Origin of the sequence: Dyella terrae (assembly GCF_022394535.1) — a bacterium.
Classification (GTDB): Bacteria; Pseudomonadota; Gammaproteobacteria; order Xanthomonadales; family Rhodanobacteraceae; genus Dyella.
The window spans coordinates 3,300,752-3,324,445 of sequence record NZ_CP089414.1; the positions used below are offsets into that span (position 1 = coordinate 3,300,752).

Below are 23,694 nucleotides of genomic sequence, written 5' to 3' on the forward strand. Positions count from 1 at the left end.
AGACGTTGTTCTCACGCGAAACTCTTTTCATTTGTCGTTCGCAACGACGTTGCGTCGTCGCGAAAAGCTCATGCCTGAGTCAACAACACGCGGGCGAAGTTGCGCTTGCCGATCTGCAAGACCCCTTCAAAACCCGGAACAAATACGCGTTGCGCGTCTTCGATGACTTCTGCATCGATGCGTACTGCACGTTCTTTGAGCTTTCGGTTTGCTTCCGCATTGCTCGGCGTAAGGCCAGCCGCGGTAAGTAGTGCAGGCAGACGCAGACCTTCCGCGGGCACAGCGATCTCAGTGAGCGGCAACAGACTGGTGTCGCCTTCGCCGCGCACCACCGCGTGCCAACCAGCAATGGCCTGCTCTGCGGTCGTTGCATCATGGAAGCGCGTGGCGAGTTCGCGGGCCAACTTGATCTTGGCGTCGCGCGGGTTGAGTACGCCGCTGGCCACTTCCTGTTTCATGCGCTCGATGTCATCCATCGAGGTTTCGAAGCTGAGTAGCTCGAACCAGCGCCACATCAGGTCATCACCGATCTTCAGCGTCTTGGTGACGATGTCGATGGCCGGCTCATTGATGCCGATGTAGTTGCCCAGCGACTTGGACATCTTGTTGATGCCGTCCAGGCCTTCCAGCAGCGGCATGGTGAGCACGATCTGTGGCGGCTGGCCGTGGTGCTCCTGCAGGGCGCGGCCCATCAGCAGGTTGAACTTCTGGTCGGTGCCGCCCAGCTCGACGTCGCACTTCAATGCCACGGAGTCGTAGCCCTGCACCAGCGGGTAGAGGAATTCATGGATGGCGATCGGCTGCTGGCCCGCGAAGCGCTTAGAGAAGTCATCGCGCTCGAGCATGCGCGCCACGGTGTGCTGGGCCGCGAGCTTGATCATGTCGGCGGCAGTCATCTGGCCAAACCACTCGGAGTTGAAACGCAGCTCGGTGCGCTCCTTGTCCAGCACCTTATAGACCTGCTCGGCGTACGTCTCGGCGTTGGCCAGGACGTCTTCGCGCGAAAGCGGCTTGCGGGTGATGTTCTTGCCGGTCGGGTCGCCGATCATGCCGGTGAAGTCGCCGATGAGGAAAATCACCTGGTGCCCGAGGTCCTGGAACTGGCGCATCTTATTGAGGAGCACCGTGTGGCCCAGGTGCAGGTCCGGCGCGGTGGGGTCGAACCCGGCCTTGATGCGCAGCGGACGGCCGAGCTTCAGACGCTCGACCAGCTCTTCCTGCTTGATGATTTCGTCGGCGCCGCGCGCGATGGTGACCAACGCCTGCTCAAGCTCGCTCATGTATTCCTCAAATTTTCGTTGTCTGGACGTCACCGGAAACCATGGCTTCCGGGCTGGTTCTGTTAAGTGTGCGTTAATCCGAAAATTCGCGCAACTCATTGATGGAAAAGGCGTTGACGCCCTTTGCACAGGGCCGCTATGGTACGCGGCAATTCGATTTTTGTACCCTGGGGAACACCGGGCATGGGTGAGAGAAAAGATGACGCGCGTTCGACGCGCAAACAGGCCATGCGCCGAAAGGCGCAGCAACGGCACTCTCACTTTTACGAACGCTGCGCCCATTGGTCCTTCGGTTGCCACGGCGAGGCCGAGCCCATCCGCTGGCACCGCGAGCGCTGGATCCTCGCTGGCACTGCCCTTCTTATTACAGCCGTTTCCGGCTTCCTGATTCCCGCCTGGGCCAGCGCGATGCGCCCGGACACTATCTCCACCGCACACGCCGTGCTGCCCCTGGAGTTGCCCAAGGCCGCGCCGGAAGCCACGCAGGCACCGACCGTGGAGGACTGGCACATCGTGCAGGTGCAGCCAGGTCAGACGCTGTCGGATCTGTTCCAGAGCCAGGGCCTGAGCCTCACCGACGTACAGCACGTGGTCGATCAGTCGAGTGACGCCAAGGCGCTGCACCACATTAGCCCAGGCCAGGAGTTCGATTTCCTGCTCGACAGCGACGGCAGCCTTAAGGGCATCCGCTTCGACAAGGACGAGTCGAACCGCAGCACCATGCGCTTCGACGGCGACAAGGCCACCGTCACGGCGGAAGCGCGTGAAGTGGAGCGCCGTGAGCACGTCGCCCACGGCGCCATCGACAGTTCGCTGTTCGCCGCCGGCAACAAGGCAGGCATGAGCAACCAGATGGTGCTCAAGCTGGCCGAACTCTTCAAATACGACATCGACTTCGTGCAGGACCTGCGCGAGGGCGACAGCTTCACCGTGATCTACGACGACGTATACCGCGACGGCTCCTATCTACACGAAGGGGACATCGTGGCGGCGGAGTTCGTGAATCAGGGCGAGCGCTACACCGCCTACCGCTTCAAGAAGGACGACGGCAGCTACGGCTGGTTCAGCGAAGACGGCCGTCCGATCCAGAAGTCGTTCCTACGCATCCCGGTGGACTTCACCCGCATCTCCTCACAGTTCAGCGCGGCGCGCATGCATCCCATCCTCGGCCTGATGCGCGCGCACAAGGGCGTGGATTACGCCGCACCGACTGGCACGCCGATCCATGCGGCGGGCGACGGCGTCGTCAAGTTCAAGGGCTGGATGAATGGCTACGGCAACTTCGTGGTCATCCAGCACAGCGGCTCCATCAGCACCGCGTACGGCCACATGTCGAAGTTCGCCACGGAGAAGGTCGGCCAGCGCGTGAGCCAGGGCTCCGTGATCGGCTACGTCGGCATGACCGGCCTCGCCACCGGCCCGCATCTCCATTACGAATTCCGCGTCAACGATGTGCAGCGCGACCCCCAGACGGTCACCCTGCCCAAGCCCGAGCCGCTGCCGGCCGTGCAGATGGCTAAGTTCAAGGCTCAGGTGGTGCAGCCGCAACTGGCCCGCTTGAAGACGCTGGACTCCAACATCAAGCTAGCCAAAGCCAGCGGCACCAAACGCAACGACGACTGATTCCCTGTGAACGACGCTTCGGCGCTTTATCTTGGCCTGATCTCGGGCACCAGCGCTGACGGCATCGATGCCGCGCTGGTGCGCTTTGAAGACAACACGCCCCAGCTGGTTGATGCATTGGCGCATCCGTGGCCGGAAGAGCTGCGCGCGCGCATCCTCGCTGTGGCGCAGGACGAAACACGACTCGACCTTGATGCCTACGGGCGGCTCGACGTCGCCATCGGGCAGTGTTTCGCCAAGGCGGCGCTGCAGTTGCTCCAGCGCAACGCGGCCCACGCCCCGTCGATACGCGCCATCGGTTCGCACGGGCAGACCCTGCGCCACAGACCCTCGGGCGAGCTCCCTTTCACGCTTCAGGTGGGTGACCCCTCCGTGATCGCGGAACATTGCGGCATCGATGTGGTGGCCGATTTCCGGCGTGCGGACGTCGCCGCGGGCGGCCAGGGCGCGCCACTGCTGCCAGCCGTGCACGCCATGCTGCTGGGTCGTGCTGACGGCGTGCGTGTGGTGCTCAACCTGGGTGGCATCGCAAACATTACGGTGCTGGATCCCAGCGGTAAGGTGTCTGGGTTTGATACCGGCCCGGCCAACGGTCTGATGGATGCGTGGCACCTGCGCCATCGCGGCGGCGCCTACGACGCCAATGGCGCCTTCGCGGCATCCGGCCGGGTGGGCGCGGCACTGCTGGCCACCTTGCTGGCTGATCCCTATTTCGCACTGCCGCCGCCCAAGAGTACGGGCCGCGAGCATTTCCATCTGGCCTGGCTGGAAACCCACGCTGGCGTGGCGGCACTATCGCCGGCCGATGTGCAGGCCACCCTGCTGGAGCTCTCCGCGCGCAGCATTGCCGATGCCATCGAGCATCACGCGCCAGCGGTGGTCGACGTACTGGCTTGCGGCGGCGGTGTGCACAACGACGTGCTGATGCGCCGGCTTGGTGAACTACTGGGCACACGCACCGTCGTCAGTACGGCGGCCTATGGCGTCGATCCGGATTATCTGGAAGCCACGGCATTTGCCTGGCTCGCGCGCCAGCGCCTGTTGGGGCTACCGGGCAATCTACCTGCAGTAACCGGTGCTCGAGGGCCGCGCGTGCTCGGTGCGATATACCCCGCACCACGCTGATCAGAAGCGATCGTCGTCCAATAGGTTACTGCCCTGCGCGAGCGTAGCGGTCGGCGCACGTGACAACGCCTGAATGGCTTCCTGGAACGCGGCTTTCTCCTTCGCATCCCACTGACCGCCCAGCGTGGTCAGCTCGCCCGGATCGAGCATGGTTTCCGCGAAGACGTTCGACGAGGACATGCCTAGTCCATGACGCAGCGCATGCAGCACCACATCATTGATCGACCACTGACGCTCCTTGGCCAACGTCTTGATGCGTTCGGCCATGAGGCTGTCGATATGGCGTATGACGAGGTCCGGCACGGACACTCCCTCCCAAATGTCATAAGCCCCCCTGTGACTCCATCTTGTCACAGGGCCCGGAGCAAGAGTATCGACCGCTTGGCTGATTTAAGTCGTGGGTTCTTCCGACCTGGCCGGTCTATCTCCGGGACGGTCCTTATTGAAGCGCGGCCACAGGTAGGTGAACAGCAAGGTAGCCGGAATCACCGATACCACGGTCAGCATGAAGAACGAGCCGTACCCCGTCGCCGTGGCGATACCGCCAGCGAAAAAGCCTAGCAACTTGCCCGGCAGGTTCACCAGCGAGCTGAGCAGGGCGTATTGCGTGGCCGTGTGCTGGCGATTTACCAAGGAGGACAGGAAGGCCACGGTCGGTGGCCCGAAGAAACCCTGAGTGAAGTTGTCGCCGGAAATCACCAGCGTCAACACCAGCAGGTTGCCCGGGTGGGCGATCAGCCATAGGAACAACAGGTTGCTCAGGCCGATAGCCACCATGCCAGCGCCCAGTACGCGCCATGCTCCCCACCGCGCCACGGCCGCACCCGCAACAAACGCACCCACGATCCCGATCCAGATGCCGTAGATCTTGGTGACCGTGCCTATCTCGGTCTTGCTGAAACCCATGTCGCGATAGAACGGGCTCATCACACCACCGATGGTGGCCTGTTCCGGGATCTTGAACAGAAGGATGAACAGCAGTGTCACCAGGGCCAGCCACCAGCCGTAGCGCCTAAAGAAGTCCGCGAACGGATCGATCACGCCTTCGCGCATGGCCTCCCCCCAACTGCGGGGGGCATGGCGGATGATCTTCGGCTCAGCGGCCCACAGCGTGGTGCCGATGGGGATGATCATGACCGCCGCCAGCAGCAGATAAACCTGCTGCCACGACATGTGATCGGCCAAGATCAAAGCGAAAGCACCCGCCACGATCAGCGCGATGCGATATCCCAACGCGTAAGTCGCCACCAATGCGCCCTGCTCCGACGTGGGTGCGATCTCGATGCGATACGCGTCGACGGCGATGTCCTGGGTCGCCCCGAAGAACGCCACCACCAGCGTCGCACCAACGAAGGGTGCCAGCTCTTGCGGCGTCAGCACGGCCATGCCAATCAGCCCTACCACCACGCCCAGCTGCGCGAATAACAGCCATCCTCGGCGTTGGCCCAACCGACAGAACAGCGGCAACTTCCAATGATCGAGCAAGGGCGCCCATAGAAACTTGAACGCGTACGTCATACCCGCGCTCGCGATCATGGTGATGTCCTTGAGCTCGATACCCTTTTCCTTGAGCCAGTAGGCCAGCGTGCCCGCCACCAACAGGAATGGCAGGCCAGAGGAAAAGCCGAGCAGAAACATCGTCCACGCCGCAGGTTGCGTGAACGCATGCCACACCGAGACCTTGGCCGGCTTCTTCGCCGGCGCTGCCTCAGTCGGCATAGTCAACCGTATAAGGCGCGTGGTCAGAGAAGCGCTCGTCGCGATAGATGGAGCAGCGTTTCAGACGCTCGCCTAATGCAGGCGTGACGATCTGGTAGTCGATGCGCCAACCCACGTCGTTGGCGCGCGCGTTGCCGCGGTTGGACCACCAAGTGTAGTCCTGGCCCTTGGGGTGCAGCGTGCGGTAGCTGTCCACCCAGCCGTGCTTGTCGACCAGCTCGTTGAGCCAGGTGCGCTCCTCGGGCAGGCAGCCGGAGTTCTTCTGGTTGGAGCGCCAGTTCTTGATATCCAGCTCGCTACGCACGATGTTCCAGTCGCCGCACAACACGTAGTCGCGACCGCTCTTCATCCACTTGTCGAAAATCGGCGCAATCCAGTCCATCACGTCGAACTTGAACTGCTGGCGTTCCTCGCCCGATGAGCCCGACGGCACGTACAGCGAGACCACGCTGAGCTTGCCGAAGCGGGCCTCGATATAACGGCCTTCGTTGTCGAACGGGGCCCAATCCAGGTCGGTCAGTACCTCGTCGGGCTCGCGCTTGGCGTAGATGGCCACGCCGCTGTAGCCCTTCTTGCTGCTGGCGTCGCGGTAGAAACAGTGGTGCCCGTCGGGGCGGAACATGGCATCGGTCAGCTGCTCTTCCTGCGCCTTGGTTTCCTGCAGGCAGACCACGTCGGCTTTCTGCTTGCGCAACCAGTCGAACACGCCCTTGGTGGCGGCCGAGCGGATACCGTTGGCGTTGAGGCTGATGATGCGCATGTCGGGCGTGCCCTGGCTTTCAATGGATGCGTCATCATAGCAACCATGGCCGAGCCCCCCCGATATCCGCGTCGCGCCCATCGAGGCGTCTTTCCGAACCGCCTTGCTTGCCTTGGGTGTGCACGACGAACAGTACGCCTTCGTTGGCCGCATTGCCGTGTCGCTGGCTGATGCGGAAAGTTGCAAAGGCAGCGAGCCCATGGCGATCCTCTGCGATGGCGAACCCATCGGCTTCTATCGCGTGGAGCGACACGCCAACACCATTGCCGAGGTCGAGTTCGCGCGCCCCACACTGGGTTTGCGCTCCTTTTTCATCGGCGCACAGTGGCAAGGTCGTGGCCTGGGTACGCGCGCGCTGGAGGCCGTGATGCGAGACCTTGTGCATCGCTATCCCTGGGCAAGCGATGTGGCGCTCACCGTGAACCTGCGCAATGCGCCAGGCATCGCGCTGTATCGGCGCGCGGGCTTCCGGGAGACCGGGGGGCTGTACCATGGCGGGCGTTCCGGGCCGCAGTACCTCATGTTGTGCGCCCTGCCCCACCCGAATCCGACCTAGAGAAAGCAGCCGTGCACGATTATCAGCGCGATTTCATCGAACTCACCCTGCAGCGCGACGTGCTGCGCTTTGGCGACTTCACGCTGAAGTCCGGCCGCCAGAGCCCGTATTTCTTCAATATGGGCCGCATCGACTCCGGTGCGGCGCTGGCCCAGCTAGGCCGCGCCTACGCCGCTGCCGTGGTGAATTCGGGCATTGAGGTCGACATGCTGTTCGGGCCTGCCTACAAGGGCATCGCCCTGGCCGCCGCCACCGCCATCTCACTGGCGGACCAACACAGTCGCGACCTGCCTTGGGCCTATAACCGTAAGGAAGCCAAGGATCATGGCGAGGGTGGCGTACTCGTCGGCGCGCCGCTGAAGGGCCGCGTGTTGATCGTGGACGACGTTATGACCGCCGGCACCGCCGTGCGCGAGTCGCTGGCGCTCATTCGTGCCCAGGGCGCCACGCCTGCTGGCGTGCTGATTGCGCTGGATCGCCAGGAGCGCGGCCAGAGTGATCTGTCCGCCGCCCAGGAAGTCACTGCCGAGTTTGGTATTCCGGTGATCGCCATCACCAGCCTAGGCGACGTGCTGGCTTATGCGGGCGAGCGCCCGGAACTGGCCGCCGAACACACCCGACTGGTGTCCTATCGTGAGCGCTACGGCGTCAACGCCTGAGTCGAAACGTAGTTGGCGAAACCGGTCACATCACCCACCGTGACACCCTGCCGACGCCCTTGGTGTCACGGTAGTGCCGGCTATACTTTCCGCCCACAAGGGGGAATGTCATGCGTAGAACTGCTTTCGTCATCGCGTTGCTCGCGCTGACCGCCAGCCTGCATGCGGAAACGCAGACGGTTTCGCATTACCGCTATCGCTGGAAGGACGCGACCGGCCTGCCGCATTACAGCGACAGCCTCACGTCGGACGCGCTCAAGTACGGCTACGACTTGGTAAATGACCACGGCCTCGTCGTCCAGCACGTTGACCGCCAGCTCACGCCGGAAGAGCGCGCGGCGGCCCAGAAGGTCGCGGATGCCAAGGCCGCCAGCGACCGCGTGGCGCAGCAACACGCGCGTGACGATATGCAGATGCTGAATGCTTATCCGACCGAGGATGCCTACAAGAAGTCCCAACAGGACAGCCTGGACAACCTCGACCAGCAGATCGCCACCACGCGCAGCAACCTGCGCAGCCAGGAAAAGGCACTGACCGACCTGCTTACGCGCGCTGGCGATGCAGAGCGCGCCAAGCAGCCCGTGCCCAAGTTCCTCAGCGATGGCATCACCAAGCAACGCGATGTGGTGGCCCACCAGCGCGATGCCCTTGAGCATCAGCAGGCGGCACACGATGCCCAAGTACAAAAGAATGCGCAGGATCTGGATCACTATCGCGAACTGAAGATCGCGCAGGACAAGGAACGTCAGGGCCAGTGAGCCACGGATAGCGACGCAAAAAGAAAGCCCCGGATATGCCGGGGCTTTTTCGTTAGAACGGCAGTTGCAGCGATGGATCCACCGCCAGCAACTGCTGGCGGAACACGTTCTGGATGCGCGCGAGCGCCGCCTCGTTATCGGCATCGAAACGCAGCACGAGGATGGGCGTGGTGTTGGACGGGCGCACCAAACCCCAGCCATCCGGCCAATCCGCGCGCACGCCGTCGATGGTGGTGAGCGTGGCGTCGCCAAAGCTCGCCTTCTGGCGAAAGGCCTCGATAAAACGGTAATGCGCGCCCTCGATCATCTCCACCTTCAGCTCTGGCGTGGACACGCCCTTGGGGCAGGTGGCGAAGATCTCTTCCGGCGTGCGCTCTTCCAGGTCACCGGCAAGAATTTCCATCAGTCGGGCGGCGGCATAAATGCCGTCGTCAAAGCCGTACCAGCGTTCCTTGAAGAAGAAGTGGCCACTCATCTCGCCGGCCAGCTCCGCGCCGGTTTCGCGCATCTTCGCCTTGATCAGCGAGTGGCCGGTGCGCCACATCAGCGGACTACCGCCCGCGTCGAGGATCTGGCCCTTGAGATGACCCGTGCACTTCACGTCGAAGATGATCGTGGCGCCCGGCTGACGAGACAGCACGTCGCGCGCAAACAGCATCAACTGACGGTCGGGGAAGATGATCTCGCCCTCCTTGGTCACCACACCCAGACGGTCGCCATCGCCATCGAAGGCCAGGCCAAGGTCGGCGCCGGTCTGCTTCACCGCGAAGATCAGATCTTCCAGGTTGTGCGGATCGGACGGATCAGGGTGGTGGTTCGGGAACGTGCCATCGACGTCGCAGTAGAGCGGAATGACCTCGCAGCCGATGCCTTCCAGCACCTGCGGTGCCACCGCACCGGGGATGCCATTGCCGCAGTCGACGACAATCTTCATGCGACGCTCGGCCTGTACGTCGGAAGTGATGCGCTCGATATAGTCAGGCACGACATCGACGTGGCGGATATTGCCCTTGCCGCCACTTTCCAGGCGCTGGCCAGCGATGCGCTGGTAAAGGTCCTGGATCGCGCTTTCGGCCAGCGTTTCGCCACCCACGACGATCTTGAAGCCGTTGTAATCCGGGGGATTGTGGCTGCCGGTGACAGCGACGCCGCAGCCGGTGTTGAATCGGTAAGCCGCGTAGTACACGACCGGCGTAGGCACGGCGCCGAGATCGATCACGTCGATGCCGGCATCGCGCAGGCCGTCGGACAACGCGCCCGCCAGTTCTGGCCCGGAAAGGCGGCCATCACGGCCGATCACAATTTCCGGCAATCCCTTTTCGCGCATCACCGAGCCGATGGCCTGACCGAGCAGGCGCGCCACATCCTTGGTCAGCGACTTGCCGACCACGCCGCGCACGTCGTACGCACGGAAGATCGTCGGATCGACCGCAACCGGTGCAGGCTGGGCCGGCTTGGGCGGGGCGATGCGGGCGGGCGCCGGCGTTTCAGGTTCCAGCGTGGTTTCGAGCAGATCGGACAAAACAGGTTCCTCAACATCATGGTGGACACGCTCGCCAAACAGGCGATTGCGCATCCAGATCAAATACAAGCCGCCGGCCAAACCCAACAGGCCCAGCAATCCGGTCAATGCCCATACGCGCGGCAGCACGATGAAAGCCGACGGCAATGCCGCGAGAATGCTGAAGTTGCTGCCGTCGACCGGCAGTCCGCTGGCTTCGCGTTCGGCCGACGCACTGCCCGACGCAAGCAAACGCAAATCGCCCCGATCATCGCCCTGGCGAAGCTCCAGTCTGCCGCCATCCGCCGGAATGGATTCGAAACGCTCCTGCACCGGCTTGAAAGGCAGCGCTGCCCACACCCAGGCCTGCGGATGTGCCGCCAGCCCCACCGGGACAACAAGCGCGAGCACGCGTGCGCCTTTGTTATCGGGCACCGTCTGCGCCAGTGGCTTGCCGTCGGCCGTCTGCGCTGCCATCAACTGCGCCGCCTTGCCATAACCGAAGACGCGGTAGTTCGCGTGGAGCACTTCGTCCAGGCTGCCGCTGTAGACATCGACCGCCAGCGCATGGGGAATAAGCTGGCGCAGCTCGGTGGCCGCCTGCGCTGGATCGGCCACGATGCTGTCGGCATTGAGCGAATGCACCGCCGCTTCCACATGGCCTCGCTCGCTGGCGATTTCCGCCGCAATGGCGTCGGCTGCCTGCTTCTGCGCAGCGTGCACACGGTCGTTGGCACTGCTCTCGTCCGCGATCTGCCAAGTCTGCCAAAGGCAAAAAAGGCCGCCGAGCACCAGAAAGGTGCCCACCGCAAACGGCAGCAGGCGGCGCCCATCGATCGCCCCGGCAAGGCCTCGGCCGTCCTTGTTTAATATTTTCGCCATGCCCTGTCCCCACACAGGCTGTCTGATCGCTTTATCCACGGGCATGCGCGCCCGCTCCATGTCGCACTCAGTTGACGCCAGTCGAACCGAACCCGCCCTCGCCCCTCTGCGATGGCGCGAACTCCTGTACCACCTTCAACCGCGCCTGCGCCACCGGCACCAGCAGTAGTTGGGCGATGCGATCACCCACTGCGATGGTGTAAGGCTGCGTGCCGCGGTTCCAGCATGAAATCATCAACGGCCCCTGGTAATCGGCATCGATGACGCCAACCAGGTTGCCCATCACCAGGCCATGCTTATGGCCCAAACCCGAGCGCGGCACGATCAGCGCGCACCAGCCAGGGTCGCCTATATGAATGGCCATACCGCTCGGCACCAGCACGCTTTCGCCCGGCTGCAAGGTCAGGGGTGCGTCGATAGCCGCGCGCAGGTCCATGCCGGCACTGCCAACGGTAGCGGCTTGCGGCAGCGGAATCGAATCACCCAGGCGCGGATCGAGGATCTTCAGCTCAACGTCGATCCCACTCCCCACCGTCATGCGCGCACCGCCCGGTACCGCTCGGCCACCTTGGCCACCAGCTGGCGCGCCAGCTCCGTCTTCGATGCGCGCGGCAGTTCGATGGCTCCCTCGGGACCATAGAGCGTGAGCGCGTTGTCGGCGGCCTCGAAACCGAGACCCCCGCCCACCTGGTTGGCGGCAATCATGTCCAATCCTTTGCGCTTGAGTTTGTCTTGCGCGTAACGCTCCACATCATGCGTTTCCGCGGCGAATCCGACCAAGAAGGGGCGCACGGTTTGCGCAGCCAACGTGGCGAGGATGTCGGGGTTCTCGGCCAGGTGCAGCTCCAGCGGCGCGCCATCGCGTTTCTTGAGCTTGTGGTCGGCCACTTCCGCGGGGCGGTAGTCGCCCACGGCGGCGGCGGCAATATAGATGTCCGCACCTGCCGTTGCCGCCACCACGGCGTCACGCATCTGCTCGGCGCTGCGCACGTCGATGCGCCGCGTGATGCCCGGCGGCGTCGCCATGCTCACGGGGCCGGCCACCAGCGTCACATCGGCACCGACCTGCGCAGCGGCTTCTGCCACGGCGAAGCCCATGCGGCCGGAACTGCGGTTGCCGATGAAGCGCACCGGATCGATGTCTTCATACGTCGGCCCCGCGCTCACCACGACCTTGAGCCCACGCAACACCTGCGCCCCGAACGAGGCAACGATGGCTTCGCGCAGCTCCAGCGGTTCCAGCATGCGGCCCGAACCAATGTCACCGCAGGCCTGATCGCCCGAAGCCGGACCGAGCAAATGCACGCCCCGCTGGCGCAAGGTATCCACATTGGCTTGCACGGCAGGATGCGCCCACATCTGCTGGTTCATCGCAGGCGCCACGTAGAGCGGTGCGGCACTGGCAAGGCAGACGGTGGTGAGCAGGTCGTTCGCCATGCCGTGTGCGAGGCGTGCGATCAGGTCGGCGCTGGCGGGGGCGATAAGGATTCGCTCGGCCCAACGCGCCAATTCGATATGGCCCATGGCCGCTTCGGCCTCGGCATCCCACAGGCTGGTGCGTACGGGCTGGCCGGACAGCGCCTGGAACGTGGTCGCACTGACGAAATGCGCGGCATTCTCGGTCATCATCACGCGCACCTCGGCACCGAGGTCACGCAGGCGACGAACCAGTTCACACGACTTGTAGGCAGCGATGCCGCCAGACACGCCCAGCAAAATGCGGCGTTGGGCAAGACTCATGGTGATTGGGCCTGACTACCGTTTGGCCCGGTAGCTTACCGGAATCATTCGTCCGTCTCGGTGAAACGGGGGCGGGCAGCTCACCACCCCCCGCCATCGTCCTAGCCCACCACGCGGGGATGCAAAATGTCCTCCAGACCGATGCGGCGCAGCAGCTCGGCGCGGACGCGGTCGGCTACCCCGTTGACGATCTCCGCGCCGTCCTCGGACGGGTCGATATGCACGCGGAACGGACGCGTGCCGAACGGCTTGCCCACCACGTCCACGATGGCCCGGGCGACCGCCTCCGGGTCCGCATCCGCCGGTTCCAGCGATGCCAGTCCCTTGAACGCCACCTCGCCGAAGTCGCGGGTCGGGCCCTCCGCGTACACCTTGGCCACCGCGTCATCGGCCGGTGCACCGGCATGCGCAAAGTGATTGGTACCCTGGGTGAAGGCACCCGGCACCACGATGGAGGTCTCGATGCCCCAACGCGCCAGCTCGCCCGCATAGCTCACCGCCAGCGAATCCATGCCCGCCTTGGCCGCGAAGTACGGCGCCAGGTACGGCGGCGTGCCACCGCGCACGCTACTGGAGGACACCCACACCACCAGCCCACGTCCCTGCTTGCGCAGTGACGGCAGGGCCGCGCGATTCACTCGCTGCGTGCTCAACACATTAGTGTCGTAGAGCTGAGCAAACTGTTCCGGCGTAAAGGCCTCGGCCGGACCGTAGGCCATGTGGCCCGCATTGTGGATCACCACATCCAGCCGCTGATGTGTGGCGACGATTTCCGCTATGGCGGCATCGACGGACGACTGCGAGGCCACGTCCATCTCAATGGCGCGCAGCTCCACGCCATGCTCCTGCGCGTAGTGCGCCATCTCCTCGACGCGAGCCGCGTTGCGCCCGGTGGTTTCGCGCATGCCGGCATACACCGTGTGGCCCGCGTGGGCGAGTGCGCGCGCGCTCATCAGGCCAAAGCCGCTCGACGCGCCCGTAATAACGATGACGTTCTTCATGATGTGTTCTCCAGGGAGGGTGGAAGGAAAATCAGATGACGCCACCGTTGGCGCGCAGAACCTGACCATTCACCCAGCGACCATCCGGGCCAGCGAGGAAAGACACGACACTGGCGATATCGTCGGGCGTACCCAGGCGCTCCAGCGGAGCCAGCTTGGCGAGTTGGTCGATCTGCTCCGGCGTCTTGCCCTTCAGGAACAGGTCCGTGCCGGTGGGGCCCGGTGCCACAGCGTTCACCGTGATGGCGCGGCCGCGCAGTTCCTTCGACAGAACGCGCGTCATCGATTCCACCGCGGCCTTGGTGGCCACATAAACGCCATAGGTCGGGAAATTCAGACCCACCACGCTGGTGGAGAAATTGACGATGCGCCCGCCGTTGCGCAGGCGTTTGCCGGCCTCGCGCAGCGTGTTGAAGGTGCCCTTGAGGTTGATGGCAACGGTGCGGTCGAACAGCGCGTCGTCCGATTCGGCAATGGGCGCTAGCTGCATGACGCCGGCGTTGTTCACCAGCACGTCCACGCCGCCGAACGCGGTTTCCGCCGCATCGAACAGACGCCGCACCGCGACCGGGTCGGCGACATCGGCCTGGGCAGTCAGAGCACGTCCGCCGGCATTTTCGATCTGTCGGGCCAGCGCCTCGGCGGAGGTCGCATCGCCGGCGTAGTTGATGACCACCGTGAAGCCATCGCGGGCAAGCCGCTCGGCGATAGCGGCGCCGATGCCACGGGAGGCGCCAGTGACGATGGCGACGGGGTTGGAAGCCTGTGCAGACATGGGGAGCATCCTCGGAAAGGGCCGACCGGGTGTCGGCGTAGGCAGAGCATGTTCTTTTCCTATAGACGGATAATCTGCTCAAATTCGCCATCATCATTCGGGCAGAGCGAACAGATGGACAAGGTCGACGCCATGCGCCTGTTCACCCGCATCGTGGAGCGCCGCAGCTTCACGCTCGCCGCACAGGATCTGGAACTGCCCCGCTCCACCGTCACCGAGGTGATCAAGCAGCTGGAAGCACGCCTGGGCGTGCGCCTGCTCGAGCGCACCACCCGACAGGTGCGCCCAACCCTGGACGGCGAGGCCTATTACCAACGCTGCCTGAGCATCCTGGCCGAGATCGAAGAAGCCGAAGCGGCCTTCACCGGTGCGCGTCCCACCGGCTTGCTGCGGGTGGACGTGCACAGCGTGCTGGCGCGTCACTTCATGCTGCCGGGCCTGCCCGACTTCCTCGCGCGCTATCCGGGGATCCAACTGCGCATCGGCGAAGGCGACCGTTACGTGGATCTGGTGCGCGAAGGCGTGGACTGCGTGCTGCGCGTGGGCAAACCCACCGACAGCAGCATGATCGGGCGGCAGATCGCCGTGCTTCCCGAGGGCACCTACGCCAGCCCGGCGTATCTGGAACGCCACGGCACGCCATCGACGCCCGACGATCTCGAGGGGCACCAGATGGTGGCCTTCGTGTCGTCGGCCACGGGCAGTGTGCTGCCCCTGGAATTTCGCCACGGCGATAGTGCGCGCGATGTCCTGCTTCCGCACACGGTGAGCGTGGCAGGCGCGGAGATGTACGTCGCCACCGCGCGCCTTGGCCTGGGGCTGATCCAGGTACCCACCTACCGCGTGCAGGACGAGGTGGCACACGGCACGCTGGTGAACGTGCTGCCAGGCTTTCCGCCCATACCTTCGCCGGTCTATGTGCTCTATCCACAGAACCGGCAACTATCGCCACGCGTACGCGTCTTCATCGACTGGCTCGGCGCCGAATTCGCCAAGCGCCTGCCTGCCTGACCCGCCGACGGCACAAAGACCGACACATCCGGCGGCTCCACGCCGATAGTCGCGTACCGCGGCACACGGCACGCTTGTGGAATGAGCATCCGTGAATGGCCCCAGGGCGAACGTCCCCGTGAAAAACTGCTGGCGCGCGGTTGCGCTGCCCTATCCGATGCCGAGCTAATCGCCGTCCTGCTAGGAAGCGGCGTGCCCGGCAAGGACGCCATTGCCCTCGGGCGCGAGCTGCTCGGCCAGCGCGGAGGCTTAAGCGCCCTGCTCGCTGATCCTAGCGGCATGGTTCGGCTGCGCGGCATCGGCCCGGCCAAGCACGCCCGCCTGATCGCCGCGCTGGAACTGGCCCGGCGGGCGCTGGGCGAACAACTGCGGGAGGTACCCGCCTTGAGTAATCCCCGCGACAGCGGCGACTACCTGCGGGCGCAGCTGCGTCATCTACCTTACGAGGTGTTTGGCTGCCTGTTCCTCGACAATCGCCACCGGGTGCTCGCCTTTGAAGAACTCTTCCGAGGCACCATCGACAGCGCCAGCGTCCACCCCCGCGAAGTCGTCCGCGCCTGCCTGCGCCACAACGCATCGGCCGTGATCCTGGCGCATAACCATCCCTCCGGCATCGCCGAACCCAGCGCCGCCGATCGCACCATTACCCGGGAACTGAAAGACGCCCTGCAACTGATCGACGTGCGGGTGCTCGATCATCTGGTCATTGGCAGCGGAGAACCGGTGTCGATGGCGGCGTTGGGCTGGGTGTAGCCCAAAAAAACAACGGCGCGGGGGGAGAGTCCGCGCCGTATGGCCGTCTTGTGGGGAGGAAGGAGAGGTACGGCGTTCTCCTGACCCCGTCGGCGGGGAGGTGCCTGGGGGACGGGGCGCAGTGTGGCGGTGCGGCATGACAGGGTCATGACGTGGATCGAGCCAAATGGGCAGGGCACCCGTGCCGGACACGGTTCATCGACTTATGCACATTTGGCCTGAGACGGCACTTTCCGTTCACCATCTCTTGCAGCCCTCATGTGTGCGATGCAATTCGTTGATTAAATAAGCTATTTTTCATGACACTGAGGTTTCGGCTGGGAAAATCGCACAGCGGGTCTGGAGACGGCCTGCATTCCCCACAGAGTTATCCACAGGCTTCTGCACCGCATCGCAGCATGCGCCGCACCGCAACGAAGCCCGGCCGGAACAGTTCGCGTCTGATAGCATTGCCGGTTCCATATCCGTCAGACCTTTACCGTGAAAGAACAGCTGCGCGAACTGCTGCTGCAGGCCATCCGTACCCTGCAGAATGACGCCACCCTGCCCGCCGAGCTCGAAGTGCCCAACTTCGTGATCGAGCGTACGCGCAGCCGCGATCATGGTGACTTCGCTGCCAACGCCGCGATGCTGCTGGCCAAGCCGGCGCGCGCCAAGCCGCGTGAGCTGGCCGAGAAGCTGGTTGCCGCCCTGCCGGCCAACGGGCTCGTGGGCAAGGTCGACATTGCCGGCCCCGGCTTTATCAACTTCTTCCTTGCGCCCGGTGCCTATCACGCCGAAGTGGATCGTGTGCTCGTCGGTGGCAACGCCTACGGCCGTAGCACCAGCGGCAACGGCATCACGGCTGGCGTTGAGTTCGTCTCCGCCAACCCGACCGGCCCGCTGCACGTGGGGCACGGCCGCAACGCGGTGCTGGGCGACTGCATCGCTCGCGTGCTCGACGCGACCGGCTGGAACGTGAAGCGCGAGTTCTACTACAACGACGCTGGCGTGCAGATCCACAACCTGGCCGTGTCGACCCAGGCCCGTGCGCGCGGCCTCACGCCGAACGACGCCGGCTGGCCGGAAGACGGCTACCGCGGCGACTACATCGCGGACGTGGCGCAGGCTTACTTGAACGGCGACAGCGTCGAGGTGGAAGGCCACGTGGTCACCGGCGCGAAGAACGCCGAGGATCTGGACGCCATCCGTCATTTCGCCGTGGCTTACCTGCGCCGCGAGCAGAACCTGGACTTGGCCGCCTTCGGCGTCGGCTTCGACGTGTACTACCTCGAATCCTCGCTCTACACCGAACGCAAGGTCGAAGAGACCGTCAGCAAGCTGGTCGCCCACGGTCACACCTATGAGGAAGGCGGCGCACTGTGGCTGCGCAGCACTGACTACGGTGACGACAAAGACCGCGTCATGCGCAAGTCCGACGGCACCTACACGTATTTCGTGCCGGACGTGGCGTACCACATGACCAAGTGGCAGCGCGGCTACGTCAACGCCGTCACCGTGCTTGGCTCCGATCACCACGGCTCGCTGGCCCGCGTGAAGGCCGGCCTGCAGGCGCTGGACGAAGGTATCCCCAAGGGCTACCCGAACTACGTGCTCTACCAGATGGTGACGGTGATGCGCGGCGGCGAAGAGGTGAAGCTCTCCAAGCGCGCTGGCAGCTACCTCACCCTGCGCGACCTGATCGAGGAAGCTGGCCGCGACGCGACCCGCTACTTCCTGATCGCCCGCAAGGCTGACTCGCAGCTCGTGTTCGACATCAATCTGGCCCGCTCGCAGAGCAACGACAACCCGGTCTATTACATCCAGTACGCCCACGCCCGCGTGTGCCGCGTGCTGGAGGAACTGGCCGAGCGTGGCTTGCCCGCCGTGGATACCAAGGCCGGCGTTGCCCAGCTCGGTCGCCTGGACAGCGAGCACGAACAGGCCCTGTTCACCGAACTGTCCCGCTACTCGGAAGTGGTGGAGGCCGCCGCAGCCAATCTAGAACCGCACCTGATCGCGCAATACCTGCGCGAACTCGCTGGCGCGCTTCACAGTTACTATCACGAGCACAAGTGGATCGTGGACGACGCCGAGCTGCGCAACGCGCGCATCACGCTGGTGCTCGCCACGCGCCAGGTCATCCGCAACGGTTTGGATTTGCTGGGACTCAGTGCCCCGGAGAAGATGTAAATGGCAGCACGCAAGGGCAAAGGCCGACAGGCCGTCCGCAACAGCAACGGCAGCATGCCGGGTTGGGGCTGGGCTGTTATCGGCATCCTGATCGGTGCGGTGCTGATGTTTGCCATGCGTGGCCACCTGCCCATGGCGCCAAACCCCAGCGAAGGCCCGCAGCCGAACGCGCAGGCCACCGCGCAACGCGGCAGCGATGCCGGTGCTGCAGGCAGCGAATCCACCTCCGCCACGGACAACGGCAACACGCCGACGGCAGCGAAGAAGCCGCAGTACGACTTCTACTCCGTGCTGTCGGAGAAGGAAGTGCGCATCCCCGATGCCGTGATCAGTGCGCAAGCCAAGGCCGAGCAGCAGCAGAAGCAACAGGCCGCGCAGCAGGCGGCGCAGGCCGCTGCCCAGCAGCAAGCACAGGCGGCAGCGCAGAAGCCCGCACCGGGCCCTGCTGCCGTGAGCGAAGCCATCACGCCCGCACCGGAGTCGGCGGTGCATGCCCCGGCACCCACCGCTGCCGCTCCGGCAGCCACACCGGCCAGCAGTGGTTACCTGCTGCAGGTTGGCGCGTTCCCCAGCGCCGCCGACGCCGAAACGCTGAAGGCCAAGCTGGCCATGCAGGGTTTTGTCGCCAACGTGTCCCCGGTGAGCGTCAACGGCCAGACCTACAATCGAGTGCGCCTGGGCCCGTTCCATTCCGCCACGGAACTGGAATCGGCAAAGCAGCGTCTCTCTTCGGCGGGCATCAATGCCATCGCACTGAAGGAAGGTCGCTAAGCGGCCATCGCTCCATTCGTTACACAAGAAAAGGCCGTGTCTCGCGACACGGCCTTTTTGTTTGCGTCGTTCGATAAAACGAACTGCACCTACGCTACGACGATGACGGACAGCGCTAACGCGGCCCGCCCTATCCGGGTCAGAACTGCCAGCGTACGCCCATGCCCGCGCTCCAGCCCTGTTCGCCCGCGCCGCCAGTATCGGCCTGGTAATCGGCATTGGCATACACCGAAACCGTACGCGTCAATACACCCGTGATACCCGCACCCAGCTGCCACGCCTGACCCCAGCTGCCGGTGGTGAAGGTATTGCTGACACCCCAGGCATCGCTGGCCACAGTGACATTGCTTGCGCTGCCCGAACTCCACAAGTAGTTCACCCGCATCCACGGGGTCCAACGCTGACCGTTACCGGTGACAAACGTCTTCCCAAGGTTTGCACCTACACGACCCAGCCATGCGCCGGCATCCTGCGGTGTTACGCGCAGACCATCGGCGTCGTTAAACGCGTTGGTTTTCAGGGACTGATAAATAACCTGCGCCTGCGGCTCGATCCGCACGTCATCCGCAAACACGAACGGATAGCCGCCTTCCAGCGAATACGTCCAGCCGTGCGTCTTCATATCAGCCATGTCATAACCGCGATAGGCGGTATCCACGCGCGTGTTGTAGTAATTGCGCGCTACCACGCCATCCAAATAGAAGCCGCTTCCGTGCACATACGTGCCCGTGGCTGCCACACTGCTCGCATTCATGCGCATCGCACTGCTGCCGTCGATGGCCTGCGGTGTGATACGCGACGTACCCCTGCTGCCATACATACCCAGTCGGAACGTCGATGCATCGCTGTCCATCCGCAGCCATGTTCCACCGATTTGGACGCCACGATCGTTCTGATCGAAGTTGTAACCAAACTGACCGGCGCTCCGATTGGTGTGGTACTGATAGTTGCCACCGAACGCACGTGCGTAGAGCTCATCGGTGTTACCGGCGGCGCTGACACCATCGCCGTGGATTTCACCGAGTCGGTCATACAGCGTACCCACGTTGCGTATGCCATAGGACAACATGGCCGTCGATGCGCTGAGATACGACGGGACCTGTGGCACAACTTCAGGGCGTGGCGCAGGAGTCGGATCTGGCGTGGGCGTCGGGGCCGGATCCGGCGTGGGAGTTGGGGTAGGCACCGGGGTTGGATCAGGCACAACCGCATTTTGCAGGCGGTAATCCCAGTAGCCATTGCCCTGACCTGCCACGACACGTTGAGTGCCATCAGACGCGCCAGGCTGATAGGCAACGAGGTTATAGCGCCACGGACCAACCGCAACGTAGCCACCGGACAACGCGAAAGACGATGACGACGATTGCCCCGCGACCTGAGCCAACGAGATGCCTTCGTTCGACTCCATCACACCATTCTTGTTGGTATCAGTGAGCGCACCATTACCCGAACCAGTGACTTTCAGGTACGTCGTGCCACTGGCATTGCCTTCCACGAGCACGCGATCCGTAAACTGATTGGACAGCGACCCGCCATCATTGAGCACGGTATTCACCACGACGGTACCACCCGTACCGACCAGATCGCCATGCACCACGGCAGTCTTGTAGCTTCCCGCCGAAGGGGTAAATGCAGCGGTTCCCGCCAATGAAAGCTGTTGCATATCGGAGCTGGCGGTGATGTTCCAGGTGCTGCTGCCGTCAATATTGACCTTGTTCGCGTTCTGCAGCGCACCGGTCAACGATGAGCCCTGAGTCAGCACCACATTGGCCGTCGTCGATGCATCCGCTTTCACGTCGCCCACCAACGCGACGTTGCCGTTGGCCGTCAGGTCAACAGAAGTCCCCGGCTTAGTGACGTAAAGCAGTACACCATTGCCACCTGTAACCCGGGCAGCATCGGTGAGATTGACGACGTTTTGACCTGCCTCTGCATAGATCACGCTGTCCGTAACGGACGTAACCGAACCGCCTGACATCTCAAATGCGTTATTGACTGATGCCGAGCCATCCGTGGTCAGGGACAGGCCGTGGCGCTGCCCGGTTACGGTGCTGTTTACAAGTACGGCGGACCCATTGCCCAGCGCAACGCCATCGGCTCGCGAACCGCTTGTAGTGACGGTAGTACCAGTCGCACTGATGCTGCTCCCTGCGCTTAACGAGGCCAATCCGTGCGCATCACTACCAGCGGTGTTGATAACCGTACCATCCCCCAGCGTCATGGCGGCACCGTTGAAGGCGACGGCGCCATAGGCGCTGTTACCCGCGGTGGCGATGTTGAGCTGGCCTGTCGTGGTGATTAGGCTGCCGTTACCACTGGCCCGCAACCCCATTGCGCTGGTCCCAAGGGTGGTTATGGACGTATTCCCATTCAGTTTCACCTGACCGCCGCTCTCGGCATCGACACCATAGGCGCCAGTGCCTGCGCTATCCCCGCCGAAGGTATGCACTTCATAATAGTCGGCAGTGGTGAGCTGGCTGCCACTGCCTATGGCGACCAGGCCACTGCTAGCCGCGCCGTTTGTTGTGATGTCAACACCGGTTAGCGCAATAACAGCGCCATTGCTCGCCACGACACCGTGAGAACTGCTTCCGCTAGTGTTGATCCCCGCATACGCCACCGTTGCACGCGTGCCGCTGTCCTGGGCGACAACGCCGTAGGCGTTGTCGCCTACCGTTTTGATAAGACCACCCGTAATCGACAGCAATCCACCCTGTTCCGCCAGTGCACCGTGAGCCGCTGCGCCCTGCGTTTCGACCTTCGGAGTGTAGGCGGTCAGGCTGGCAGCACCATACTGGGCGCTGCTATATAAGCCCACGCTATGGCTTCCAGTAGTCATCACACTGGTCGCCCCTCCCACCAATACGACACCACCATCCGTAGCGCTAGCACCATACGAGGTGTCGCCGATCGTTTGGATGGATGCATCGTTCACTTCAATCGTCGAACCGGCATCAACCGACCAGATACCGTCGGCCGAGCCGCCGCTTGTACTCAGCGACCCTTTGTTCAGCATGACGTGGCCGCCATTGGCGGCGTATGCACCATTTGAACGATCACCGGCGACGTTCACCGTGACACCGTTCGCTGTGATGTATGAGCCGGGATTTTCTGACCACAAACCAGCGGCATCATCCATGGTGACCGTCACCGTATCGCCATTCAAGGCAAGACGAGTGCCATCTTGCACAATGACCGGCTGGGTAAAGGTCGCAGCCAGTGTGTGGCCCTGAATAGCCATCCCCATCAGGAGTGCAGCTCCCACTTTTTGCGGGCCGGATCGCTTGCCGCAGCTCTTCGCTAATTCGGACACTACCGTCCAGCTGCCCAACGCCGTGTTCCAGATCAATCTGTAAATCTGATTCATTTCAGTACCGCTTCCTTTTCTAAATCACGACTGCGCGCGAGCACAGCCATCAAGGGCGGCATGTGCTCACAAGACCAACCGTGCTTTTTAGCGAGCGGAACCTATTGAACCAATCAGATACCCCCGAAATATGTAAGTTTTTTCGTTTGATATAAAACTCAGAAGAATCTCGTTGCATTGTTTTTCGGAATGACGGCGCCGAAACGCCGAGGGCTGCGATGGCTATGCAGAGTTTTGTCGCCAACGTATCGCCGGTAAGCGTCCATGGTCAGACCTACAGCCACATGCGCCTGGGCCCGTTCCATTCCGCCACGGAACTGGAATCGGCAAAGCAGCGCCTCTCTTCGGCGGGCATCAATGCCATCGCACTGAAGGAAGGTCGCTAAGCAAGCCCGGCATCACGTCGATGCATGTATGAAAAGGCCGCACACCGTGCGGCCTTTTTTTCGACTCAATGAGCAGTGGGTTTGCCGAGGCAAGGCAGCACGACCTGCTTGAACACGGCATCGTCATCGGGCCAGCGGAACGCCACCGTCATCGACCCGCCGCCTTTGGCGGCCGGTACCTCGATGCGCAGGTTGTGGCCGCGCGTAGTGTCCGCTGTCCAGTGACGGACCAATGCATCGTCTAGCGAGAAACCAAACAGAAACGGCGTGCCCGTATCGAAGGGACCACCGTCGCCAAACCAGCCGCCGACCTTGATTCGCACGGGCGCATCGTTGCCACTGGTCACCGTGATGGGCCCGCTGGCCGTCGCATCAGGCCCTTCATAAGGGTCCGTGTCGAAGCCGAGCACCTTGGGATCGAACGTCAGCTCCGCCGAGACATGCGCCGAATCAGTGCGGCAGTTGAAAGCCAACGTCGCATTGGCGTGATAGGTCTTGTAGCTCGCCACGCCCGCCATGCGCGCGCGATACAGCGGCGCCTCCGGCACGGGCTTTTCGTGCAGCCATGCGTTGAACTTGCCCGTGGGAATGGCGCTCTGCGCGAAGGCCGTGGTGCTTGCGCACAGCGCGAGCATGCCAAGACATGCCGTGCTCCAGGTCAAGCATCGGCGAGACGTACGCTGGATGTGCTTTCGTTTCATGAGGCAGCGATCCTTTCCTTGGGAACAGGTCGATCGATCCGGCACTGCGCAGGAGACCGCGCGACGACTTTCCTATGGTGCGCCCGAGGCAGCTCATAGGCTGATCGTTACACGGGAAGATGTGTCCGCGTTGATAGTGTCGGCAAACATTAGC

The 23,694-nt window shown here is 63.3% G+C and carries 20 protein-coding genes and 1 pseudogene; 10 read left to right on the forward strand and 11 right to left on the reverse strand.

The window, feature by feature from the left end; genetic code table 11:
* Positions 1-68: 68 nt before the first annotated feature.
* Positions 69-1,280: a tyrosine--tRNA ligase gene (gene tyrS / locus DYST_RS14400; RefSeq protein WP_239946363.1), complete on the reverse strand. Its 1,212-nt coding sequence runs from the start codon at positions 1,278-1,280 to the stop codon at positions 69-71.
* A 183-nt stretch (positions 1,281-1,463) separates the two neighbouring features.
* On the opposite strand from tyrS, the gene DYST_RS14405 reads away from it, so the two are divergent.
* Together DYST_RS14405 and DYST_RS14410 are read left to right on the forward strand one after the other, a co-directional pair.
* Entirely contained in the window at positions 1,464-2,903 is a 1,440-nt protein-coding gene (locus DYST_RS14405) for an OapA family protein (protein WP_239946364.1), read from the forward strand.
* Between the two features lie 6 nt (positions 2,904-2,909).
* Entirely contained in the window at positions 2,910-4,028 is a 1,119-nt protein-coding gene (locus DYST_RS14410; RefSeq protein WP_239946365.1) for an anhydro-N-acetylmuramic acid kinase, read from the forward strand.
* Here the strand turns inward: DYST_RS14410 and DYST_RS14415 are convergent, their stop codons facing one another.
* The 3 genes from DYST_RS14415 to DYST_RS14425 all read right to left on the reverse strand — a co-directional run bounded on the left by DYST_RS14415 (position 4,029) and on the right by DYST_RS14425 (position 6,507).
* Complete coding sequence (locus DYST_RS14415; protein WP_233202375.1) at positions 4,029-4,331, reverse strand: hypothetical protein; 303 nt, start codon at positions 4,329-4,331, stop codon at positions 4,029-4,031.
* A gap of 87 nt (positions 4,332-4,418) precedes the next feature.
* The gene (locus DYST_RS14420) at positions 4,419-5,747 is read right to left on the reverse strand and encodes an AmpG family muropeptide MFS transporter (protein ID WP_428993915.1); all 1,329 of its coding nucleotides are present in this window, start codon (positions 5,745-5,747) and stop codon (positions 4,419-4,421) included.
* Entirely contained in the window at positions 5,737-6,507 is a 771-nt protein-coding gene (locus DYST_RS14425) for an exodeoxyribonuclease III (protein ID WP_239946366.1), read from the reverse strand. Before DYST_RS14425 ends, DYST_RS14420 begins: the two co-directional genes overlap by 11 nt.
* A 103-nt stretch (positions 6,508-6,610) precedes the next feature.
* On the opposite strand from DYST_RS14425, the gene DYST_RS14430 reads away from it, so the two are divergent.
* From DYST_RS14430 to DYST_RS14440, 3 genes are all read left to right on the forward strand, one after another.
* Entirely contained in the window at positions 6,611-7,063 is a 453-nt protein-coding gene (locus tag DYST_RS14430) for a GNAT family N-acetyltransferase (protein WP_239946367.1), read from the forward strand.
* Between the two features lie 11 nt (positions 7,064-7,074).
* Positions 7,075-7,722 carry an orotate phosphoribosyltransferase gene (gene pyrE / locus DYST_RS14435; protein ID WP_102302743.1) on the forward strand — a complete coding sequence of 216 codons (648 nt, stop codon included), beginning with the start codon at positions 7,075-7,077 and terminating at the stop codon, positions 7,720-7,722.
* A 110-nt stretch (positions 7,723-7,832) separates the two neighbouring features.
* Entirely contained in the window at positions 7,833-8,480 is a 648-nt protein-coding gene (locus DYST_RS14440) for a DUF4124 domain-containing protein (protein ID WP_239946368.1), read from the forward strand.
* 52 nt (positions 8,481-8,532) lie between these two features.
* Here DYST_RS14440 and DYST_RS24015 read toward each other — a convergent pair whose 3' ends face one another.
* From DYST_RS24015 to DYST_RS14465, 5 genes are all read right to left on the reverse strand, one after another.
* Positions 8,533-10,863 carry a phosphomannomutase/phosphoglucomutase gene (locus DYST_RS24015; protein WP_275666827.1) on the reverse strand — a complete coding sequence of 777 codons (2,331 nt, stop codon included), beginning with the start codon at positions 10,861-10,863 and terminating at the stop codon, positions 8,533-8,535.
* Between the two features lie 67 nt (positions 10,864-10,930).
* Entirely contained in the window at positions 10,931-11,401 is a 471-nt protein-coding gene (dut, locus tag DYST_RS14450; protein WP_102302745.1) for a dUTP diphosphatase, read from the reverse strand.
* Complete coding sequence (gene coaBC, locus DYST_RS14455; protein WP_239946369.1) at positions 11,398-12,603, reverse strand: bifunctional phosphopantothenoylcysteine decarboxylase/phosphopantothenate--cysteine ligase CoaBC; 1,206 nt, start codon at positions 12,601-12,603, stop codon at positions 11,398-11,400. The genes dut and coaBC overlap by 4 nt, the downstream gene beginning before the upstream one ends.
* A 101-nt stretch (positions 12,604-12,704) precedes the next feature.
* The gene (locus DYST_RS14460) at positions 12,705-13,604 is read right to left on the reverse strand and encodes an SDR family oxidoreductase (protein ID WP_239946370.1); all 900 of its coding nucleotides are present in this window, start codon (positions 13,602-13,604) and stop codon (positions 12,705-12,707) included.
* Positions 13,605-13,635: 31 nt separating this feature from the next.
* Positions 13,636-14,379 carry an SDR family oxidoreductase gene (locus tag DYST_RS14465; protein WP_239946371.1) on the reverse strand — a complete coding sequence of 248 codons (744 nt, stop codon included), beginning with the start codon at positions 14,377-14,379 and terminating at the stop codon, positions 13,636-13,638.
* 114 nt (positions 14,380-14,493) lie between these two features.
* Between DYST_RS14465 and DYST_RS14470 the strand changes: the two genes are divergently transcribed.
* The 4 genes from DYST_RS14470 to DYST_RS14485 all read left to right on the forward strand — a co-directional run bounded on the left by DYST_RS14470 (position 14,494) and on the right by DYST_RS14485 (position 19,086).
* Positions 14,494-15,390: a LysR family transcriptional regulator gene (locus DYST_RS14470; RefSeq protein ID WP_239946372.1), complete on the forward strand. Its 897-nt coding sequence runs from the start codon at positions 14,494-14,496 to the stop codon at positions 15,388-15,390.
* 81 nt (positions 15,391-15,471) lie between these two features.
* A complete protein-coding gene (gene radC / locus DYST_RS14475; RefSeq protein WP_102302750.1) occupies positions 15,472-16,143 on the forward strand; it encodes a RadC family protein in 672 nt (223 codons plus the stop codon).
* 480 nt (positions 16,144-16,623) lie between these two features.
* On the forward strand, positions 16,624-18,315 hold the full coding sequence (gene argS, locus DYST_RS14480) for an arginine--tRNA ligase (protein ID WP_239946373.1): 1,692 nt from the start codon (positions 16,624-16,626) through the stop codon (positions 18,313-18,315).
* On the forward strand, positions 18,316-19,086 hold the full coding sequence (locus tag DYST_RS14485; protein ID WP_239946374.1) for an SPOR domain-containing protein: 771 nt from the start codon (positions 18,316-18,318) through the stop codon (positions 19,084-19,086).
* Between the two features lie 139 nt (positions 19,087-19,225).
* Here the strand turns inward: DYST_RS14485 and DYST_RS14490 are convergent, their stop codons facing one another.
* Complete coding sequence (locus DYST_RS14490) at positions 19,226-22,453, reverse strand: autotransporter outer membrane beta-barrel domain-containing protein (protein ID WP_239946375.1); 3,228 nt, start codon at positions 22,451-22,453, stop codon at positions 19,226-19,228.
* A 197-nt stretch (positions 22,454-22,650) separates the two neighbouring features.
* Here DYST_RS14490 and DYST_RS14495 point away from each other — a divergent pair.
* Positions 22,651-22,839: pseudogene (locus DYST_RS14495) on the forward strand (SPOR domain-containing protein); the annotation flags it as partial.
* Between the two features lie 65 nt (positions 22,840-22,904).
* On the opposite strand, the gene DYST_RS14500 reads toward DYST_RS14495, so the two are convergent.
* Positions 22,905-23,540, reverse strand: coding sequence for a hypothetical protein (locus DYST_RS14500; protein WP_239946376.1), 636 nt, complete (start codon positions 23,538-23,540; stop codon positions 22,905-22,907).
* Between the last annotated feature and the right edge of the window lie 154 nt (positions 23,541-23,694).